This window comes from Marinifilum sp. RC60d5, assembly GCF_052400665.1.
In the GTDB taxonomy this organism is placed as follows: Bacteria; Bacteroidota; Bacteroidia; order Bacteroidales; family Marinifilaceae; genus JBQTGK01.
Genome location: NZ_JBQTGK010000003.1, coordinates 260549 through 277966, shown reverse-complemented (window position 1 = coordinate 277966; position 17418 = coordinate 260549). Strand labels below are relative to the sequence as shown.

The 17418-nt window shown below is 34.1% G+C and carries 14 protein-coding genes; 5 read left to right on the top strand and 9 right to left on the bottom strand.

The annotated features are described in order from the left end of the window. Positions 1 to 357 precede the first annotated feature (357 nt). From ACT3CE_RS08680 to ACT3CE_RS08655, 6 genes are all read right to left on the bottom strand, one after another. Positions 358 to 882, bottom strand: coding sequence for a GNAT family N-acetyltransferase (locus ACT3CE_RS08680; protein WP_444709374.1), 525 nt, complete (start codon positions 880 to 882; stop codon positions 358 to 360). A gap of 243 nt (positions 883 to 1125) precedes the next feature. Then, positions 1126 to 1950, bottom strand: a complete 825-nt coding sequence (gene menB, locus ACT3CE_RS08675; RefSeq protein ID WP_444709373.1) for a 1,4-dihydroxy-2-naphthoyl-CoA synthase — start codon at positions 1948 to 1950, stop codon at positions 1126 to 1128. Further along, the gene (gene menD / locus ACT3CE_RS08670) at positions 1947 to 3644 is read right to left on the bottom strand and encodes a 2-succinyl-5-enolpyruvyl-6-hydroxy-3-cyclohexene-1-carboxylic-acid synthase (RefSeq protein ID WP_444709372.1); all 1698 of its coding nucleotides are present in this window, start codon (positions 3642 to 3644) and stop codon (positions 1947 to 1949) included. Before menD ends, menB begins: the two co-directional genes overlap by 4 nt. Positions 3645 to 3774: 130 nt before the next feature. Continuing rightward, positions 3775 to 4878, bottom strand: a complete 1104-nt coding sequence (locus ACT3CE_RS08665; protein ID WP_444709371.1) for an isochorismate synthase — start codon at positions 4876 to 4878, stop codon at positions 3775 to 3777. A gap of 2 nt (positions 4879 to 4880) precedes the next feature. Next, positions 4881 to 5297 carry a PaaI family thioesterase gene (locus ACT3CE_RS08660; protein ID WP_444709370.1) on the bottom strand — a complete coding sequence of 139 codons (417 nt, stop codon included), beginning with the start codon at positions 5295 to 5297 and terminating at the stop codon, positions 4881 to 4883. Positions 5298 to 5432: 135 nt separating this feature from the next. After that, positions 5433 to 5624 carry a cold shock domain-containing protein gene (locus tag ACT3CE_RS08655; RefSeq protein ID WP_320120138.1) on the bottom strand — a complete coding sequence of 64 codons (192 nt, stop codon included), beginning with the start codon at positions 5622 to 5624 and terminating at the stop codon, positions 5433 to 5435. Positions 5625 to 6171: 547 nt separating this feature from the next. On the opposite strand from ACT3CE_RS08655, the gene asnA reads away from it, so the two are divergent. Together asnA and ACT3CE_RS08645 are read left to right on the top strand one after the other, a co-directional pair. Then, complete coding sequence (asnA, locus tag ACT3CE_RS08650) at positions 6172 to 7209, top strand: aspartate--ammonia ligase (protein ID WP_444709369.1); 1038 nt, start codon at positions 6172 to 6174, stop codon at positions 7207 to 7209. 312 nt (positions 7210 to 7521) lie between these two features. Continuing rightward, complete coding sequence (locus tag ACT3CE_RS08645) at positions 7522 to 7881, top strand: DUF3795 domain-containing protein (RefSeq protein WP_444709368.1); 360 nt, start codon at positions 7522 to 7524, stop codon at positions 7879 to 7881. Positions 7882 to 8012: 131 nt separating this feature from the next. Here the strand turns inward: ACT3CE_RS08645 and ACT3CE_RS08640 are convergent, their stop codons facing one another. Next, positions 8013 to 9167, bottom strand: a complete 1155-nt coding sequence (locus ACT3CE_RS08640) for an adenylate kinase (RefSeq protein ID WP_444709367.1) — start codon at positions 9165 to 9167, stop codon at positions 8013 to 8015. 177 nt (positions 9168 to 9344) lie between these two features. Between ACT3CE_RS08640 and ACT3CE_RS08635 the strand changes: the two genes are divergently transcribed. Continuing rightward, positions 9345 to 9743 (top strand): hypothetical protein, encoded by a 399-nt coding sequence (locus ACT3CE_RS08635; RefSeq protein ID WP_444709366.1) that lies wholly within the window; start codon positions 9345 to 9347, stop codon positions 9741 to 9743. A 14-nt stretch (positions 9744 to 9757) separates the two neighbouring features. Next, a complete protein-coding gene (gene pdxH, locus ACT3CE_RS08630) occupies positions 9758 to 10402 on the top strand; it encodes a pyridoxamine 5'-phosphate oxidase (RefSeq protein ID WP_444709365.1) in 645 nt (214 codons plus the stop codon). A 325-nt stretch (positions 10403 to 10727) separates the two neighbouring features. Here the strand turns inward: pdxH and ACT3CE_RS08625 are convergent, their stop codons facing one another. After that, complete coding sequence (locus tag ACT3CE_RS08625) at positions 10728 to 11651, bottom strand: PfkB family carbohydrate kinase (RefSeq protein WP_444709364.1); 924 nt, start codon at positions 11649 to 11651, stop codon at positions 10728 to 10730. A gap of 420 nt (positions 11652 to 12071) precedes the next feature. Between ACT3CE_RS08625 and ACT3CE_RS08620 the strand changes: the two genes are divergently transcribed. Then, positions 12072 to 15569, top strand: coding sequence for a hypothetical protein (locus ACT3CE_RS08620; RefSeq protein WP_444709363.1), 3498 nt, complete (start codon positions 12072 to 12074; stop codon positions 15567 to 15569). A 466-nt stretch (positions 15570 to 16035) separates the two neighbouring features. Here the strand turns inward: ACT3CE_RS08620 and ACT3CE_RS08615 are convergent, their stop codons facing one another. Continuing rightward, entirely contained in the window at positions 16036 to 17277 is a 1242-nt protein-coding gene (locus tag ACT3CE_RS08615) for a hypothetical protein (protein ID WP_444709362.1), read from the bottom strand. Positions 17278 to 17418: the final 141 nt, after the last annotated feature.

The following is a 17418-nucleotide window of genomic DNA, read 5'->3' as shown; positions in this document are numbered from 1 at the left end:
CTATCGAGAGCATTTTGCCACGTGGATTTTAACAACTCCACCTATCGAGAGCATTTTGCCACGTGGATTTTAACAACTCTATCTATCGAGAGCATTTTGCCACGTGGATTTTAACAACTCCATCTATCGAGAGCATTTTGCCATGTGGATTTTAACAACTCCACCTATCGAGAGCATTTTGCCATGTGGATTTTACCAACTCTATCTATCGAGAGCATTTTGCCACGTGGATTTTAACAACTCCATCTATCGAGAGCATTTTGCCACATAAATTTCGCCTACTTTATCCGTCGGAAGCAATTTGGTGACTCTTAATCGTACAATGCCATACAGTTTTCAATACTAATAAATCGTAAACTAATGGTCTAAGAACTCAAACTCCCCCTTCAAAACCGACATCACTAATTTATCGTGAAATTCATCATTACGATAACAGGCTTCGCGCAATTTGCCTTCAATGGTAAATCCTGCTCGTTGGTAAGCCTTAAGACCACCAATATTGGGTTCTAAAACAGTTAGCATGATTCTGTTCAAATCCAATTCTTCGAATCCAATCTGCAGAACTTTCTTTGTTACCTCAGTTCCTACACCTTTTCCCCAATATGTTTTATCGCCAATAAAAATAAAATATTCACCTGATTTATTACTCACAGATAAATCGCAAATACCGGCATAGCCAATCAAGCGATCGGTATTTTCCAAAAATATCCCCTGCTTATAGACTTTGGTATCATTTATGGTTTCAGTAAGCCAATCCCTTACTTGATCTTCTGTTTGTAGTTTTTGAAATATCGATAAAGAATAACGAATCACTTCTTCATCTTGAAACCAGTTGTAGAAATATTGAGCATGAAGCTCATGCAGAGGTTTTAATTCTATCATGTATTGCAGATTTAGTATAGGCATCTATTATTGATAGCCGCACTAGGAGTAAGAGCATCAAAATTAATTAACTTCCCTCCGATAATAAACATGGCTGCACCACTGCACTTACTCCCCTCTCGAGAGTAGGGATTATAACAAGACGACCCTATTCCCCTTTGAAGGGGGATGTATGAATTGATACCCCCACCAAAAGTGAGAGCATCAATTTATATCTTTGTAATTCTAAATTCGGAATTGAATTTATCCTGGGAATTTTGGAAATTTCTGGAATTCAGGATCACGTTTCTCCAGAAATGCATGCTTGCCTTCCTGTGCTTCTTCCATTAGGTAATACATCATAGTAGCATCGCCTGCAAATTCCATTAATCCACGTTGTCCGTCTAGTTCTGCATTTAATCCGCGTTTAATCATACGAAGAGCCATTGGGCTGCGCATAAGCATGGTTTTACACCAATCTACAGTTTCATCTTCCAATTGCTCTAATGGTACTACTTTATTTACCATTCCCATTTCTTCGGCCTCGGCTGCTGTGTATTGCTTGCAAAGGAACCAAATTTCACGCGCTTTTTTCTGACCAACCTGACGAGCCAGATAAGAAGATCCAAATCCGGCATCGAAACTACCTACTTTAGGACCCGTTTGACCAAATTTAGCATTCTCGGAAGCAATGGTTAAATCGCAAACCACATGAAGAACATGTCCGCCACCAATAGCATAACCGTTAACCATAGCAATAACCGGCTTGGGCATAGAACGAATTGCCTTATGCAAATCCAAAACATTTAAGCGAGGTACACCTTTATCATCAATATAACCACCTACACCTTTTACATTTTGATCGCCACCCGAACAAAAAGCTTTATCGCCAGCTCCTGTAAACACAATTACACCAATATCACTGCGTTCGCGGCAAATATCCATGGCGTCGAGCATATCGAAATTGGTTTGCGGACGAAATGCATTATACACCTCAGGACGATTGATTGTAATTTTTGCTATCCCTTCGAAAAAATCGAATTTAATATCTTCGTATTCTTTAATGGTAGTCCACTTTCTTGTTGTCATACCTTAGCTTTTATAGTTTTGAAATAATTAATTAACACTTGATCGTTTATCGTTCTTGGGGTTTTAATTTCAAGAACAGCAGCTTTTTCGTTTGCTGCATAAAAAACAGGAAGTATTTCTTCAACTTCCGTTTGATTTTCGGCATAAAAATAATTTAAGCCATAAGTTTCGGCCAGTTTATCGGCTTTGTATTCCTGAACCGCTTCAAAATATTCTTCCAGCTCATCAACTCCCGATGGTCCAGATATAAATCGGAAAATACCTCCTCCTCCATTGTTAATCAGAATAATTTTAAGATTCGGCTTAAGATATTTATTCCACAAAGCATTGGAATCGTAAAAGAAACTAATATCACCAGTTATTAAGGTCGTACTATTTTCATTTACCAAAGCCGCACCTGCCGCTGTTGAGGTACAACCATCAATTCCACTGGTTCCTCTGTTCGAATTATAAGTTAGTTTATGCGATGTTTTAAAAAGCTGTGCATAACGTACAACCGATGAGTTGGCCAGTTGTAAATTTCCACCTTCAGGAATCACTTTTAAAATCTGCTCAAAAGCTTTTAGATCGCTCCATTCAATTTTCGAAACATATTCGGCATGAATGTCAGCTATTTCGGCATCTCTCATTTTCCAAATCTCTGAAAATAAGCTATCACTCGTTTTTATAAGAGGTACTAATTGCCTGAAAAACGACAAAGGAGAAACATCAATATGGGAAGTCAGATTTTTAAATGTATCAATAAAATGATCCTCTTTACCTATGTACCAGTGCTCTTTAGGCTTAGCATCCCGTAAAAACGATTTTATCATTTTAGAAACCAATGGACCTCCAAAATTAATTAATAAATCGGGTTTAAAATCGGCTAATTCTTCTTCCTTTATCGAACAAATTACCCGATCGATACAAGGCAAAAATTCTTTACTATGAAGATTAGATACCGATTCGGTAAGAACCACAACATTTTTATTTCTGGCCAATTTTCCAACCAGCTCATTTAGTTCTTCCTGCTGATAAAGCAAACCTGCCACAATCAGAATTTTCTGATTGTAATTCATAAGATCAGCAATAGCAGCAACTGTATCAGCAGCTAGTTCGTCAACAGAATTAATTTTGCCAATTACGCGCTCGTTTGTATCCGGATAATTTTTAACACCATACAACGGTTCCCTAAGCGGAAAATTAATATGAACAGGGCCAAATCTATCATTTTGGCATTTGGTAAGAGCTTCATTAGCCATTCGATTCAAATACCAGCAATCATCCTCATTATTGGCATCTAAAGGCAGCTGATAACTAGCCTTTACAAATTGCCCAAACACATTATCCTGCGGTAAAGCCTGCGAATCATCCTGCCCAATCCATTCTGCTGGTCTATCGGCCGAAATTACAATCAAAGGTAATCTTTGATAGTAGGCCTCAGCTACAGCGGGTCCGTAGTTAAGTAAAGCCGTACCCGAAGTACAAACCAAACCAACCGGTTTGCGGGTTTGTTGGGCAATTCCTAATGCAAAATAAGCTGCCGATCGTTCATCAACAATCACCAGGCTTTTTATTCTTTCATCTTTTGCAAAAGAGATGCTAATTGGAGCATTTCTGGAACCCGGAGAAACAATAACATATTCCATTCCTTTTGACCAACAGATATCAATAAGCTCTTTCACTCCTTTAATATCTGAACATTTTCGCTCCATATTTTTATTTTTTTCTCTTGTAGAAATCTTATCTAACATCATAATATATAGCTCACTCCACTTGTGAAAATAGTTTCACTTCCTGCGTTTGCCTTTGTGTTTAGTCACCCCAAATTTAAAATAATTTCACCTATTTAATCACATTTAAGAGAGTTTGCGCTTTAAAACAGGTTTCTTCCCACTCTTTTTCGGGATCCGATTCGGCAGTAATACCTCCGCCTACATAAAGAGCCATTTTATTTTCAAAAACCTTCATGCACCTTAAATTCACAAATAAAGAAAGGTTTCCATCTGCTTTTATTGGGCCTAAATATCCCGCATAATATTCTCTATCGTGATTTTCAATGCTTCGAATTAAATCCATTGCTTTTTCTTTTGGCAATCCGCAAATGGCTGGCGTTGGGTGCAAATTCTGAACAAATTCACTTTTCTGTTGAAAATTTAAATGGGCATTAATCTGGTAACGGGTTTTTAAATGAACTATATTTCCGGCTCTGCTAGTAAAAGGTCCTATTCGCTTGTAATCTGATATTTTAGAACTCTCCAATAAATTATCTACATACTTACTTACATAAGCCTGCTCTTCAATTTCCTTACTCTCCCAAACCACATCTTCTACTAGGCTCGATCCCAATTTTTGTGTGCCTGCCAAAGCCACGGTTTCCAGATTATTGCCCTTACTTGCAATTAATCTTTCAGGACTCGCACCTATCCACAATCCCACTTTCGGAATAGTAAGCATAGAAACAAATGCATTTGGGTAAGCCTCATTTAATTTTAAGAAATAAGAAATTGCCTGTAATCGCCCAGGTTTATTAAGAACATAAATTCTCGATAGAATAACTTTATCGAGCTTTTTCTGTTTTAATTTATCAAGCATACGAACAATTTGTTGCGCATACTCCTCTCTCTCACTTTCGTGGATATGGCTTTCTTCTTCTACAAAATTATCGATTAGTTCAATATCCTCTGTAATTGGATCATCAAAATCAATATCATTCCGAATAAAATAAGATTTTCGCGGTCCTTTTTGATCGAAAGGAGAAAACACAAAACCTTCACACCCTTCTAAATCAGATAAATCCTCATACGTTTTTGCCTCGTTCTTAATTTGAACTCCAGCAATAATTTCTTTTGTATTTGGTAATGAGTAAGCAAAAAATGCAATATTTTTATTCAAACACTTGCGAAGAATTCGAATTCGCTTGTTGTTCTTGTCATCCAAACTATCCATTTCTACTTTTTAATAATCACATTGGTAATTCTACAAACAGAAATAAGTTTTTTCTGTTCGTTTAACACGTTAACTTCCACAAGATGTGTCAGTTTTCCCCTATGAATAAATTTAGCTTTAGCAATAATTTTTCCTTTACGGGTACTCCGAACATGGTTGGCATTTATTTCCATACCTTTTACATCGTACTTACTTAAATCGGTATGAATTACCGACAATGCACTTCCTGCCGATTCGCACAATGCAAGAGTAGCCCCTCCATGCAGAATTCCCATCGGTTGCCAATGTTTAGATGATACCTCCATTTCAGCAAGCAAATAATCGTCGCCCACTTCGGTATAAACAATTCCCAGATGCTCCATTAAAGTATCGGAGCACATTTTATTTAATGAGTCTAAAGCCTCGGTTTTATTAATCATAGCACAAAAATAGTGAAATCTTACTTTTAAAAATATTTCCTATTGCTATTAATTATCTTTAGCAATTGTTATAAGAGCCAAAAAAAGCTCAATTTAAAATTGAGCTTAACTAAGGAAAAATATTGTAATGATAAATTAGTCAATTTTTACATTAACCGCATTTAATCCTTTTTTTCCTTCTACAACATCATAAGTTACATTATCACCTTGGTCGATTTTATCGATCAAACCTGTAACATGAACAAAAATGTCTTCTTGTGTTTCACTGTTTTTAATGAACCCAAATCCCTTAGATTCGTTAAAAAATTTTACTGTACCTGTAGGCATTACTTAAAAAATTTAAAATTATTACGTAGTAAATGTACGTAATTTGATTTAAATACTAAACAAATATTTGATTATTTTCGTTTTTATTCCAAAATTCAATAAAACACATACAAAACATTGCTATTGTGATAATTAATAGTTTTTAACTGTACATAACTATATCATTTCTGTAAAAAATTGTAAACTTTTAAATAAGTAAGACTTTGGCACTTCAATATAATAACATACATTTGTTACAAGCAAAATAAATCATGAAACAAGTAAATATCAATACTATCTTTTTCAATAATCTGATGAATAATAATTCATTGGAATGGGAAAGCTTATAGATATTTTTAAAATACTTTATTAAAAGCCTTCCTAAAAAATTTTTAGGAAGGCTTTTTACATTTATACACAATGAACCATTTTTACTACAATAACAGCAATACTAATTCTCCTACTGGGTAAGAAAGGATATTGCTATATCGCATAGTAAGCCTTTCTCGCCCACAAAGAAAGGCTTTTTTATTTTAACATATTTATCTAATAACCAAAATTAAAAAGCATGAAAAACTTAATTATTCCTAAAAACTATCAAAGCTCACTAGATCCGGAAGCTACCGAAAAAGCAATTAAATTTATTAAAGATCAGTTTCAAGTACAATTATCGTCGGAATTAAAATTAAGAAGAGTTACCGCTCCTATGATTGTAATGAGAGGCACTGGTTTAAACGATGACTTAAATGGAATAGAGCGCCCTGTAGCCTTTCCAATTAAAGGTTTAGCAGACCAAACAGCCGAAGTTGTTCATTCTTTGGCAAAATGGAAGAGATACATGCTTGGTGAGCTTCAAATTCCTGCCGGAAAAGGAATATATACAGACATGAATGCCTTGCGACCTGATGAAGATTTTACGAACCTGCACTCTATTTATGTAGATCAGTGGGATTGGGAAAAATCAATCAATAAAGAAGAACGACAACTTGAATTTCTTAAACAGAATGTGAAACAGATTTACGCATCATTAAAAAGAACTGAATACCTATTAAATGAGTATTATCCGGCATTAAAACCACAATTGCCCGAGACAATTACTTTTATTCATGCAGAAGATCTGTTAGCTGACTATCCGGACTTAAGCTCAAAGGAAAGAGAAAGTATAGTAGCTAAAAAATTTGGTGCCGTATTTATTATGGGAATTGGTGGCCAGCTTGCCAACGGCGAACCTCATGATGGCAGAGCTCCAGACTACGATGACTGGACAACTCCAACTAAAAATGGGTACCATGGTTTAAATGGCGATATTCTTTTATGGAATCCTATTTTAGAACAGGCTTTTGAAATCTCATCGATGGGAATTCGAGTGGATAAAGAGGCTTTGTTAAAGCAACTTAAAATTAAAGGTGAAGAAAAACGAACTGAGCTAATGTTTCATAAGAAACTACTGGATGGTAAATTACCTTATTCAATTGGTGGAGGAATTGGACAATCGCGCCTGTGCATGTATTTACTTCAAAAAGCACATATTGGAGAAGTTCAATCGAGTATATGGCCCGACGAACTAAGGGAAACCTGTAAAAAAGCAGGTATTCTTTTTTTATAAATCGAATCAGCTACAAAAAAGAGTTCTGTTACAAGAACTCTTTTTATTTCTACATTACTAAAGCATAATTATTTTGTAAAAAAGAACATAAGATTATAGTAACATTTATGAAGATATTTTTACGAAAATAATTAGTAGATAATTGATTTTTTCATTCTTATTTTCGCTTCTATTCCATTTATTAAAGATTTTTCTCCATTTAACTTACTTTAAATAATAAGAAATTAAATCTTGATTGTTTTTATATGTATCTGCTGAAACAAAAACACTAAAATGTAAGTAATTATTATTGTACCTAACACTCAATAAAACATGGATAAAAAAAGAATTGCTTACTGCGGAATAGATTGTTCTACCTGTCCGGTTTATGTTGCTACCCAAAAGCATCAGGAGAAAGCCAAAATTAGAATTGCCAAACTTTGGTCTGATGAAAATCATGAATACGAAGCCTGCGAAATTACCTGTAAAGGATGCCGCGAACCCTGGGGTAAAAAGTTTCAGCATTGTCAGGATTGTGAGGTAAGAGAATGTGCACGAAAAAAACTAATTAAAACCTGTGCCGAATGTGAAGAATATCCTTGTGATAAACTAAATAAGCTGCACAAATCGCTGGATAAAAAAATTTCCCGAATTAATCTAGAACCCTTGTGTCAAAATTGTAGTAAAGATTAGATATTTACATGCATCCCAATCCTCAACATAATCCTATCGTTAGATTATATTGGCATTTAAAATACTAAACTATTGATACTCCGAAAATAGAATCCCAGAATAAAATATAGAAACTTAGTTACAGAGATGCTTCAGGATTTTTCCAATTCTTCTGATATCCGTTCAAAAACCAAATCGAAATCGCCCATACCGTCAATCTTTATTACACCATGCAGTTGATTATATTTTTCAATTACCGGCACAGTTTTATTTTCATGTTCTTGCAAACGCTTTACAATTTTAGACGTGTCTCTATCGTAAGGCATACATCTATTGGTTTTACTTCTGGCATCTAATCGACTAATTAATTCTAAAGTAGGTACTTCAATTTCTACTATCTTAGAAATTTGAGAACCATGCTTTTTTAGCAAACCATCAAGAATGTAAGATTGTACAAGAGTACGCGGAAAACCTTTAAATATAAAACCCTTTACACCATTAGAATTTTCAATTTTCTTCTCTATCAATTGAACTACAATTTCGTCGGGTACCAATTCTCCATTTTCATACAATTCATTAATACGTTTGCCAAGCTCCGATTTATTCTTAATCTCACGTTCGAGCATTTGTCCGGTTGCTACATACTCCAAACCAAATTTCTTAGCCAAAGCAATACCCTGCGAACCTCTTCCCGATCCCGGATAACCAAACAACACTACATTAAATAAGTTTTTAGCCAACTCAGTATTAATAATTTTTTGAATATCGAGACTTACAATATCAATAGCCTGATTTCCATTTAATCCAAAATAAATACCCTTATCTTTATAAAACTGTAAAACAGGCATGGTTTTATCCTGATATTCTGCTAATCGATTTCGAATAACCACCTCATTATCATCTGATCTACCAGATGTTTTACCACGATTTAACAAGCGAGTTACCGAAACTTCTTCTTCTACCTCAAGACTAATCAAACAATTAAGCGAAGTATTTAATTTTATCATTAAGCCTTCCAATATGTAGGCTTGAATATAAGTTCTGGGAAAACCATCAAACAAAAAACCACTGGCATCCGGATTTTCCGTTATTGTTTTCTCAATAATCTGAACAATAATCTCATCAGAAACCAAGCCTCCTGCAGCTATAATTCCCTGAGCAGCTAAACCCAATCTACTTTTTTCTTTTATCTCTTTACGCAATAAATCGCCTGTAGAGATGTAAAACAAATTATATTTCTTTATTAAAAATTCCGATTGAGTTCCTTTTCCTGCTCCCGGAGGTCCGAACAATGCAACATTAAGCATAGGCTTACAATTAAAGAATTAGTATACAATTACAATGTAACATTTATAGAATTTATGGACAACATTTTTTATGCACAATTCTATTTCAATAGTTATATTTTTAACAGTAAGACTTTTTCTATTTGGAATTGTTTTAATTAAAGAAGATATTCGCATGTAGAATGAACAAATCACAATATGAATAATAAAAGACTAAACGGAGAAGAACTACACGAATTAGGAATTAAATGGGTTTACAAGCATATAAAAGATGAATTCGAAATTGTATCGGTAAATATCGAATTCGAAAAAAATCCCCAAATATTAGCTAAGAAAAACGACGAAATGCATTTTATCGTTGTAAAAACAAGTACTTACCCAGATATTGGGTCGCTAAGCCCGCTTGCGGCCGAAGAAATTATTAAGCACGCCAGTAAACATAAAGCTAAAATTCTATTTGCCCATGTGGGAATTGCCAATGCCGATGCTGAAAACGAACAAGGAATGCAGTTCCCCGAAAAAGATGGTCATTACTATTTTAATTACACTGGTTTAAGTATTGAACCAAATATTCTTACCGATCCAAATAACAATTAATCTTTTACAATAAGATGGCTTTAAAAGATGATTTCAAAAAAATTAGACACGAATATGGAAAAACCCAACTACTAGAATCTGAAATTAACACGAACCCGTTTATTCAGTTTTCCAGTTGGCTACAACATGCTATTGATAAAAATATTGCTGATGCAAATGCAATGACGTTGGCAACATGTTCACTTACAGGGAAACCTTCGGCCCGAATTGTCTTACTTAAAAAATATGACGACCAAGGCTTTTGCTTTTTTACCAATTATGATAGCAGAAAAGGAATAGAACTAAAAAGCAATGCTTACGCAGCCATTGTGTTTTTCTGGCCAGAATTAGAAAGACAAATTAGAATTGAAGGAAAAGTTGAAAAACTCCCCTCAAATGTATCTGATAAATACTTTTTGGAAAGACCTTTAGGAAGTCGAATCGCAGCTTCTGTTTCTCCGCAAAGCAAAGCAATTGAAAACAGAGACTACCTAAATAAAATTATTAGAGATTTTAAATCTCAAACCAATAAGCAAATTAAAAGACCTGTTTTTTGGGGTGGCTATAGAATAATTCCGGAACTTTTCGAATTTTGGCAAGGCCGGGAAAATCGTTTAAACGACAGAATTGAATACTATTTAGAAAAAAACGAATGGAAAACAAGAAGACTTGCACCTTAAGAAGAAGTAAACAATCGACAAGTTAAAGCTTGTATTCTCTAGTTACTATTTTTATATGATTTCACAAACTAAGGCAAATTGGCTAACAGCATTAAATATTCTTAAGAAGAAACACATTACTCGAGTTTAATCAGTTAAATTAAACTATTAATCCACATAAATATATCGTTCATACAAAAACATAAAAATACTTACTTTTTAAGGGTTACCTTTTTACAATCTTCGGAATTAAGGGGTGAGAAAAGTTTCCTTGTCCGGCTACTTTTCTTATTCAGTAAATTGTATGTAGTAAAAACGCCCCATAGATTCATTCTTGGGGTGTTTTTTATAGCCTAAATTCTTCTCCCATATCAGTACTAATAAAATTATCATAGCCCAAACAAACTTCCTGAGAAAATTTTATCGCAATTTTAACCAATTCCCGTACTTGTTCTTTTCCTAATTTATTAATTTGTTCAGCATTAATGTTTTCTCTAAGCAAAAAATACGCAATAGATGCATTCACTGTATCACCTGCACCAACCGTACTAACTGGTGTAATCTTGGGTACCTCGAAACTATATGTTTCATCAGTACACACAACTACAGCGTTTTTATTAGCTGTATAAACTAATGTAGCAGATGAAAAACCTCTAATCCATTTGTTGGCATCTTTCGCTGAATTTGCATTACAAATTAATTTAAAATCCTCATCGGAACCTTTAACTAAATTGGCGACTTCAATATTCTCCTTTATAAATGGTACTACTTCATGAAGTAATGGGAGATGTTGTGCTCTAAAATTTGGATCATAAATTATCAAAGCTCCTTTCGATCTACTCTCCTTTAAAAATCGAATCAATGCAGGTCTAAATTCTTTTTTTATAGCCAAAAAGGATCCAAACAGAATTACATCTCCACTTTTAATATTTTTAGGAAATTTAATACATGTATCTAATCCTTTTCGCGTCTTGTAAAAGGAATATTCCGCATTTTTTTGCTCATCGAGAAAGGCAATTGCCAAATTAGAATTAGTATCACTAAATTGAGCAATATGATCGGTGTTCACATTATTGACTTTCAAAAAATCTAAAATCTGATTTCCAATACGATCAATTCCCAGTTCACTAATTAAGGAAACACTTGCACCCAATCTTCCCAGACTAACTGATGAATTCAAAAATGATCCTCCGGGCCTTGCATCCACAGGTTTATTGTTTTCGAAAAATAAATCTAAAACACAATCGCCAATAGTATAAACTCTACGCATTCTTAGTAAAATTAATGTTGAAAGATCAAAATTACAAAATCAAAATTTCTTTAGGTGCAAATATTCCAAACAATCAAAACATCTTAACAAATAAGCTTATTTCCTACTTCCTTTTTCATAAAAAATAGGTTTATTTCATTTAAAACGATAAAAATTGACTAAATTTTATACTTATTTAGTATCAACAACATCATTATTTTTTTAATTCTTAAAATTTTATTAATTTATATTTAATCTAAATTAACATCAAACCTTCAACATGAAATCGTTTTCGATTCATCCAATTTTAACAGTCTAAAAATAGCACGGTTAAATTAAAGGGATTGGAATAATAGTAAGGAATGCAGGAATTTTTGCGAAGTAAAAAAATAAAGTAAATTTGGTTCCGTCATTCCCTAAGCAAATAAAAATTGGAGATATATGCAAAGTAAAAAACCAAGCGTAACTGAAAAAAAACCAAAGAAGGCAAAAAACAATCAAAAAAACCTGATTCGTTACATTAACCTTCAGTTGGCTGCAATGGGGCAACCTATTTACAAAGGTGATTCCCTAAAAAATGGAGAGCAACTGGCTGATTCTAAATTCATCGAATTAACAGACAGCTTGATTCAAAACTATCGGGCAAAATCCCGTTTACTGGCAGACCACTTATGTCCTGCGGATCAACGTATACAAGATTTTCTAAATGATTATCTTAAAGACACAGATAGTGAAGTAGCAAATCTACCTACTTCAACATTTATTTTGGATCAACCTGGTATTGCTAGAGAACTAAGTTTACCACCGAACAAAGACGAACATATTACTAAACTCTTAAGTTCGTACAGAATAAAACAAGGAGTACTTCACAATCCAAAACACGATAGAAGAACTACAAAAGGTTCTTTCCATATTGTTGATGGCAGTTTACCAGTACCATTAGATAAAATTGAAGTACCTAAAAAAGCATTTGCAAATTTTTTAAATGCTGCTTTTAATCCTCCTACTGATGATGATACTCAACTATTACCTTTTACTGCAACTCAGGATGAAAAAGTAAAAATGATGGTTTCTCTTTTACTACGTCCAATTGTTTGTCCGGAAGTAAAAGGAGTTATCGAACAAAAATCAATGGAAGTCCGTTTTTTTGCTCCAGGTAGCTTAGTTAGTAACCTCGATTTTGTTGAATCTATTTTTGGTAATGCAGGTGATCCTAATATTCCGGCAAATGATGCTGGTTTAGATATTGAACATTGGACCGGACATACTGGATGTATTGTTTTGGCGCCACAATTACTTGATCTTACAAAAAAAGAGTTAGGCTTACCTCATTACAACGAAGCTACTGAGCGTCAAAAACGTGACGGAGTATGTTGGAAAAGCGAAACTGAATTGTACAATGATGGTCAACCATTTAAATTAACTTGTCGTAGCGAAAAAGGTGTAGTTATTACTTTAATAGCCGACAATTATTTCGGTTACTCTAAAAAAGAGATTAAAACCCAAATCAGTTTTTCTGCAAACTTATATGGTTTAGCCGAAGAAGAACATGCCGGAGGTGCAATTGCATTCCCTAGAAAGAACTTAGGTGATGGTTTTAGTGGAACTCTATTCATGAAAAATGTATTGAAAAAACAATACAGCTACGATGAATTAGTTAAACAATTTGGCGAAACTATTGATGTTTACCCTGAAGGTTTTGCTATTGATAAAGAATATCCAAACATCTATTATATCAATGAAAATGCAAACATTGATGTATATGAAAGCAAAGTAAGCTGGATAAAAGATGGACAGGAACAAAGCATTCGTTTAGTTCCTGATAACTATTATGTGCACCCATCGGGATATAAGATGCACATGGAGAAGCACCCTTCTGCCCCATCATGGAGACTTGTAAGTACTGCTTCGGAAGGAACATTTTGCCACAAGCCATGTACTGTTTCTGGTGGAGGAAAATCTGAGATTTCTAAATCTCTTTTAAATGCGATTATTTATAGTTCTTTCTATGTTCAGGACATGGAAAAAGATTTTAATTTAGCTGATGAGGTAATTAATCACGATTACACTCAACGCTGGAAAGATCATCCAAACAGAACAACTCCTTCAAGAACAATTTTAAGTTCCGAAAGATCTTTAGGTTCGGTTGTAAAACTATTAACTCCATCGAAATACTATACCGAAGAGTACAATGAATTCTTACACTCAATTCCTGATCATGTTAAAGCGTTGGTATTATTCATAAAACGATTCTATCGTCCTGATCGCACAAACAGTAATTGGAGAGATTTCTTTTCGGTTGACGTTATTAACGGAAGAAAAGGTCATGAGTTATTATTCAACAACCGAAAAATTGTTGCAAGCTACCTTCGTGTTGGTTTTGCTGATGATAATTCATGGTATTTGAATAAACTGCGTCAGGACTTTATTGCCGCAGCTAAAATTCAAATGGAAGATGACATTACGGCTTCAGTTGTATTACCAGCAAACAGTCTGAATCATTTGAACGAGGCTTATGATAATAAGAGTGTAAAAATCACTACAAACTGTGAGAAGAGATTCTTCCAGCGACCTGATGAAGCAATCCATAGAGGTTACGACAAAGAAGCTGAAGCTGATCTTTCCATGAGAAATAATTTCACATCGAACTACGAGCCATTAACTACCGAAGATGGTAAAGAATTAGTAGCCGATGCTATTGGTTTTGATATGTACACCAAACCAATTCAGGAATTAATTAAGCAAGGAGCAGAAAGTAAAAAGTCAAATTACTTTATTACTCCATCGCATCCTAGAATTGTTGATGGAGCACCATCTAAAAACCCTAGATATCTTCAAATACGACCAGACTTGGTAAATCCTGTTGATGACCGTTTGGCTGAAATAGGAATTCGTTTGGCACGTAGAATCCCTTTGAATATGCCGGTTCACCATCCGGTAAACGCTGTATTACCAGGAAGAAGAAACAATCCACCTGAAAAAGAAGCTGGAATACGCGCTTTAAGTGTATACAATCCAATTCATTACCAGGAATTACCTGAATTGTTTATGGACTTTATCTGTAGTTTAACAGGGAAATCACCATCGACAACAGGAGCAGGAACAGAAGGTGCACTTACAAAAGGTCCTTTTAATATGTTGACTCCAACAACCGACCTTAATAATGCATTGCTTTCTTATATTCTTACCGGATATCAGGGTTTCTCTTCAGCTGCAGGACATGTAGGAACAGAGAATCGTTTCGATCATGATGTTTCATTATTGATTCCTGAACTTTGGTGTAGATTAAAAGAAGAAACTCGTGATCCAAAATTATTGATTAAAGAAGGGTCTTTAGAAAAACTAAACGATTTTGAGTATAAAGGAGAAAAAATTCATGCCAGTCGTTTGGGATATCGAATCACTGAAGAATTCTTATTCCGTTATATGAATCGCATTTTTGATGAACCTCAAAATGTATTTAACGAAAGAATGCTGCAACCTGAAATTCAGGATATGGAAGCTTATGTAGATGGAATTAAAAACATTTGCGAAGCACAGGAAAAAGTAGCAATCAATTACTTTAAGGATAAGAGTATTGAAGCTGCAATTCCACCATTAAAAATTCTTCTAAGCATTATGGCTTACGGAAAATATGATGGAAAAGAAATTTCTGATCCTGAACTGAGAAAACAATTCGACAGAGAATTGGTTGTAAATTCTGATTGGTATAAAGAAAGGTTAGAGCGCAAGCAACAAATTGATATTGAATTTTACCAAAAGCAGATTTCTTATCTTGAATCGTTCATGGCTAACAAATTAAATTCTGAATGGAAAAAAGAATTAAGTTTGGAAGCGCGATACGAAAAAGCAAAACTAAATCTGAATAAGGTTAAATCAAAAGAATATCTTGAAAGTTTAGTTGGTACCATAGGTGCTGATCCTTTATGTAGATCATAATAAACTAAAAATCAACCCATAGGTAACTCTTTAATAAAGAGTTACCTTTTTTTTATTTTTAAAAATTAAAAAAAAATAGCCCGTGACATAGGGGAATCACGGGCACAATTCTAAAGGGGTTAATTAACCTACTAACCAATCGTAAGGTTATATTCTTAACTCATATCTACCAATTGGTAGTAATAGATTTAAAGATAAAGTTATTTTTCAATTATTAATGCATTCTTATTACAATTGCATGTTTTTTATAGTGTTTCTACATAACAAATATTGAATCACAATATTATATATAAAAATATTTTTTTTAATATGAACAATTAATTTCATCCTTAATTTGCAAAAAAAAAGAAAGTATAATTCAAAAAAAATCGCCTCAACAAATATGCTGAGGCGAAAAATGCAGTTGTTTATAACAACCGACTAAACGTACAAAAATGAAAAACAGAGTATTTATAATTCCGAATTACTAAAAAGAGTATTTAACATGTAATGACATACGGTAACTATCAACTTCAGAAGAATTTTCAACCTTACCTGTTATCGCTGTGGTACCATAAGCAGCAGCAGTATATAGCACCTGAGCTCCTACCATAAATTTACCAGAATATAACTCTAACCTAGGACCCACTTGATACACATAATCGATATTTGAACCTCGACTGTAAAGACCTACAAAGTCACCGTCAAGATCAGTAGCCAAATCATCATCGGCACCTAAATTTTTAGTGTAGCCTGCAAATAATCCATAGCGAACATTACCAGTTGTTGTATGTATATCAGACCAAATTGAAGAAGTTTTAATATTTGTATATTCGTATTCTCCATTGGCTTTCACATTTTTAACGCCATAACCACCAAGCATAACAAAATTATACATGTTTTGTCCATAAATAGTCTGCAAATTCCAAACAAATTTATCAGTTTTTAAAGTCATCCAGGCATTCATTTGATAACACGAAAGTAGTTCATCGGTTTTCAACGATGTGCCAACAGTTTCAGTAAGTGGCTTTAAAAATTTATAACCTGCAGTTGCTCCTAAGGTAAACCCTTTTGCAAGATCATATTTTACCTGAGCTGAAAATTCAGGAATACCAGATTGTTGCACATATTTTGGATTAGCACCATCAGAACCAGTAGATTTAGCATCCATTTCGGATAATGCAGCAATAAAGGCATAACCTTTATCTCCTAACTCGCGTGTATATCTTAACTGAGGAGCTCTGGCCAATACATTAAATGGCAAACCACCATTCCAATGTAATACATCTGGAAAACATGAAGTAACAAACATTGGGTGCCAGGTTTTTCCTAATAAAAGCTCATCTTTTCCCCAGTCTAATTTAACAAATGCATGTCTCAAACGAAATAAGCCAGTTGTACTTTCCGAAGTACCTGCAAAATCACCTTGAACAGTTGCGGATCCTTTAGCTCCGAAAGCCGTAAATCCAGTTACTCCAACATTTAATCGAGAATGAATAGTAGTCATGAACAATTCAGAGCGGTCATTTTTATCTGCACCATTCGCATCAAAAGATTTTGCTGCTGGATATAAAAGAACATCCCCTTCACGAGCTGTAACCGACTCTCGAGTATCGTAAATTGCTTCAGCAGTTGCAAAACCACTTAATTTCACTTTTACTTCTTCTTTTTTCTGCGCAATAGTAATGACAGGTAAAAGCGCTAAGAATACTACCAATAGTTTTTTCATAGTTTAAATTTTAGGAACAAACATTAGCTGGAACAAACTCAATTAATGCTTTTTTAAGGATTATTAAATTAATTTGGGTTTAAAAAGCAGACACGACCATATAATTTTGCAAATAATCGTGCCTGCTTGTTTTACTATTAA

What these genes read in the sequence shown, in the direction of transcription:
- ACT3CE_RS08680 (WP_444709374.1), bottom strand. Translation starts at nt 882, where the DNA reads ATGATAGAATTAAAACCTCTGCATGAGCTTCATGCTCAATATTTCTAC.
- menB (WP_444709373.1), bottom strand. Translation starts at nt 1,950, where the DNA reads ATGACAACAAGAAAGTGGACTACCATTAAAGAATACGAAGATATTAAA.
- menD (WP_444709372.1), bottom strand. Translation starts at nt 3,644, where the DNA reads ATGGAGCGAAAATGTTCAGATATTAAAGGAGTGAAAGAGCTTATTGAT.
- ACT3CE_RS08665 (WP_444709371.1), bottom strand. Translation starts at nt 4,878, where the DNA reads ATGGATAGTTTGGATGACAAGAACAACAAGCGAATTCGAATTCTTCGC.
- ACT3CE_RS08660 (WP_444709370.1), bottom strand. Translation starts at nt 5,297, where the DNA reads ATGATTAATAAAACCGAGGCTTTAGACTCATTAAATAAAATGTGCTCC.
- ACT3CE_RS08655 (WP_320120138.1), bottom strand. Translation starts at nt 5,624, where the DNA reads ATGCCTACAGGTACAGTAAAATTTTTTAACGAATCTAAGGGATTTGGG.
- asnA (WP_444709369.1), top strand. Translation starts at nt 6,172, where the DNA reads ATGAAAAACTTAATTATTCCTAAAAACTATCAAAGCTCACTAGATCCG.
- ACT3CE_RS08645 (WP_444709368.1), top strand. Translation starts at nt 7,522, where the DNA reads ATGGATAAAAAAAGAATTGCTTACTGCGGAATAGATTGTTCTACCTGT.
- ACT3CE_RS08640 (WP_444709367.1), bottom strand. Translation starts at nt 9,167, where the DNA reads ATGCTTAATGTTGCATTGTTCGGACCTCCGGGAGCAGGAAAAGGAACT.
- ACT3CE_RS08635 (WP_444709366.1), top strand. Translation starts at nt 9,345, where the DNA reads ATGAATAATAAAAGACTAAACGGAGAAGAACTACACGAATTAGGAATT.
- pdxH (WP_444709365.1), top strand. Translation starts at nt 9,758, where the DNA reads ATGGCTTTAAAAGATGATTTCAAAAAAATTAGACACGAATATGGAAAA.
- ACT3CE_RS08625 (WP_444709364.1), bottom strand. Translation starts at nt 11,651, where the DNA reads ATGCGTAGAGTTTATACTATTGGCGATTGTGTTTTAGATTTATTTTTC.
- ACT3CE_RS08620 (WP_444709363.1), top strand. Translation starts at nt 12,072, where the DNA reads ATGCAAAGTAAAAAACCAAGCGTAACTGAAAAAAAACCAAAGAAGGCA.
- ACT3CE_RS08615 (WP_444709362.1), bottom strand. Translation starts at nt 17,277, where the DNA reads ATGAAAAAACTATTGGTAGTATTCTTAGCGCTTTTACCTGTCATTACT.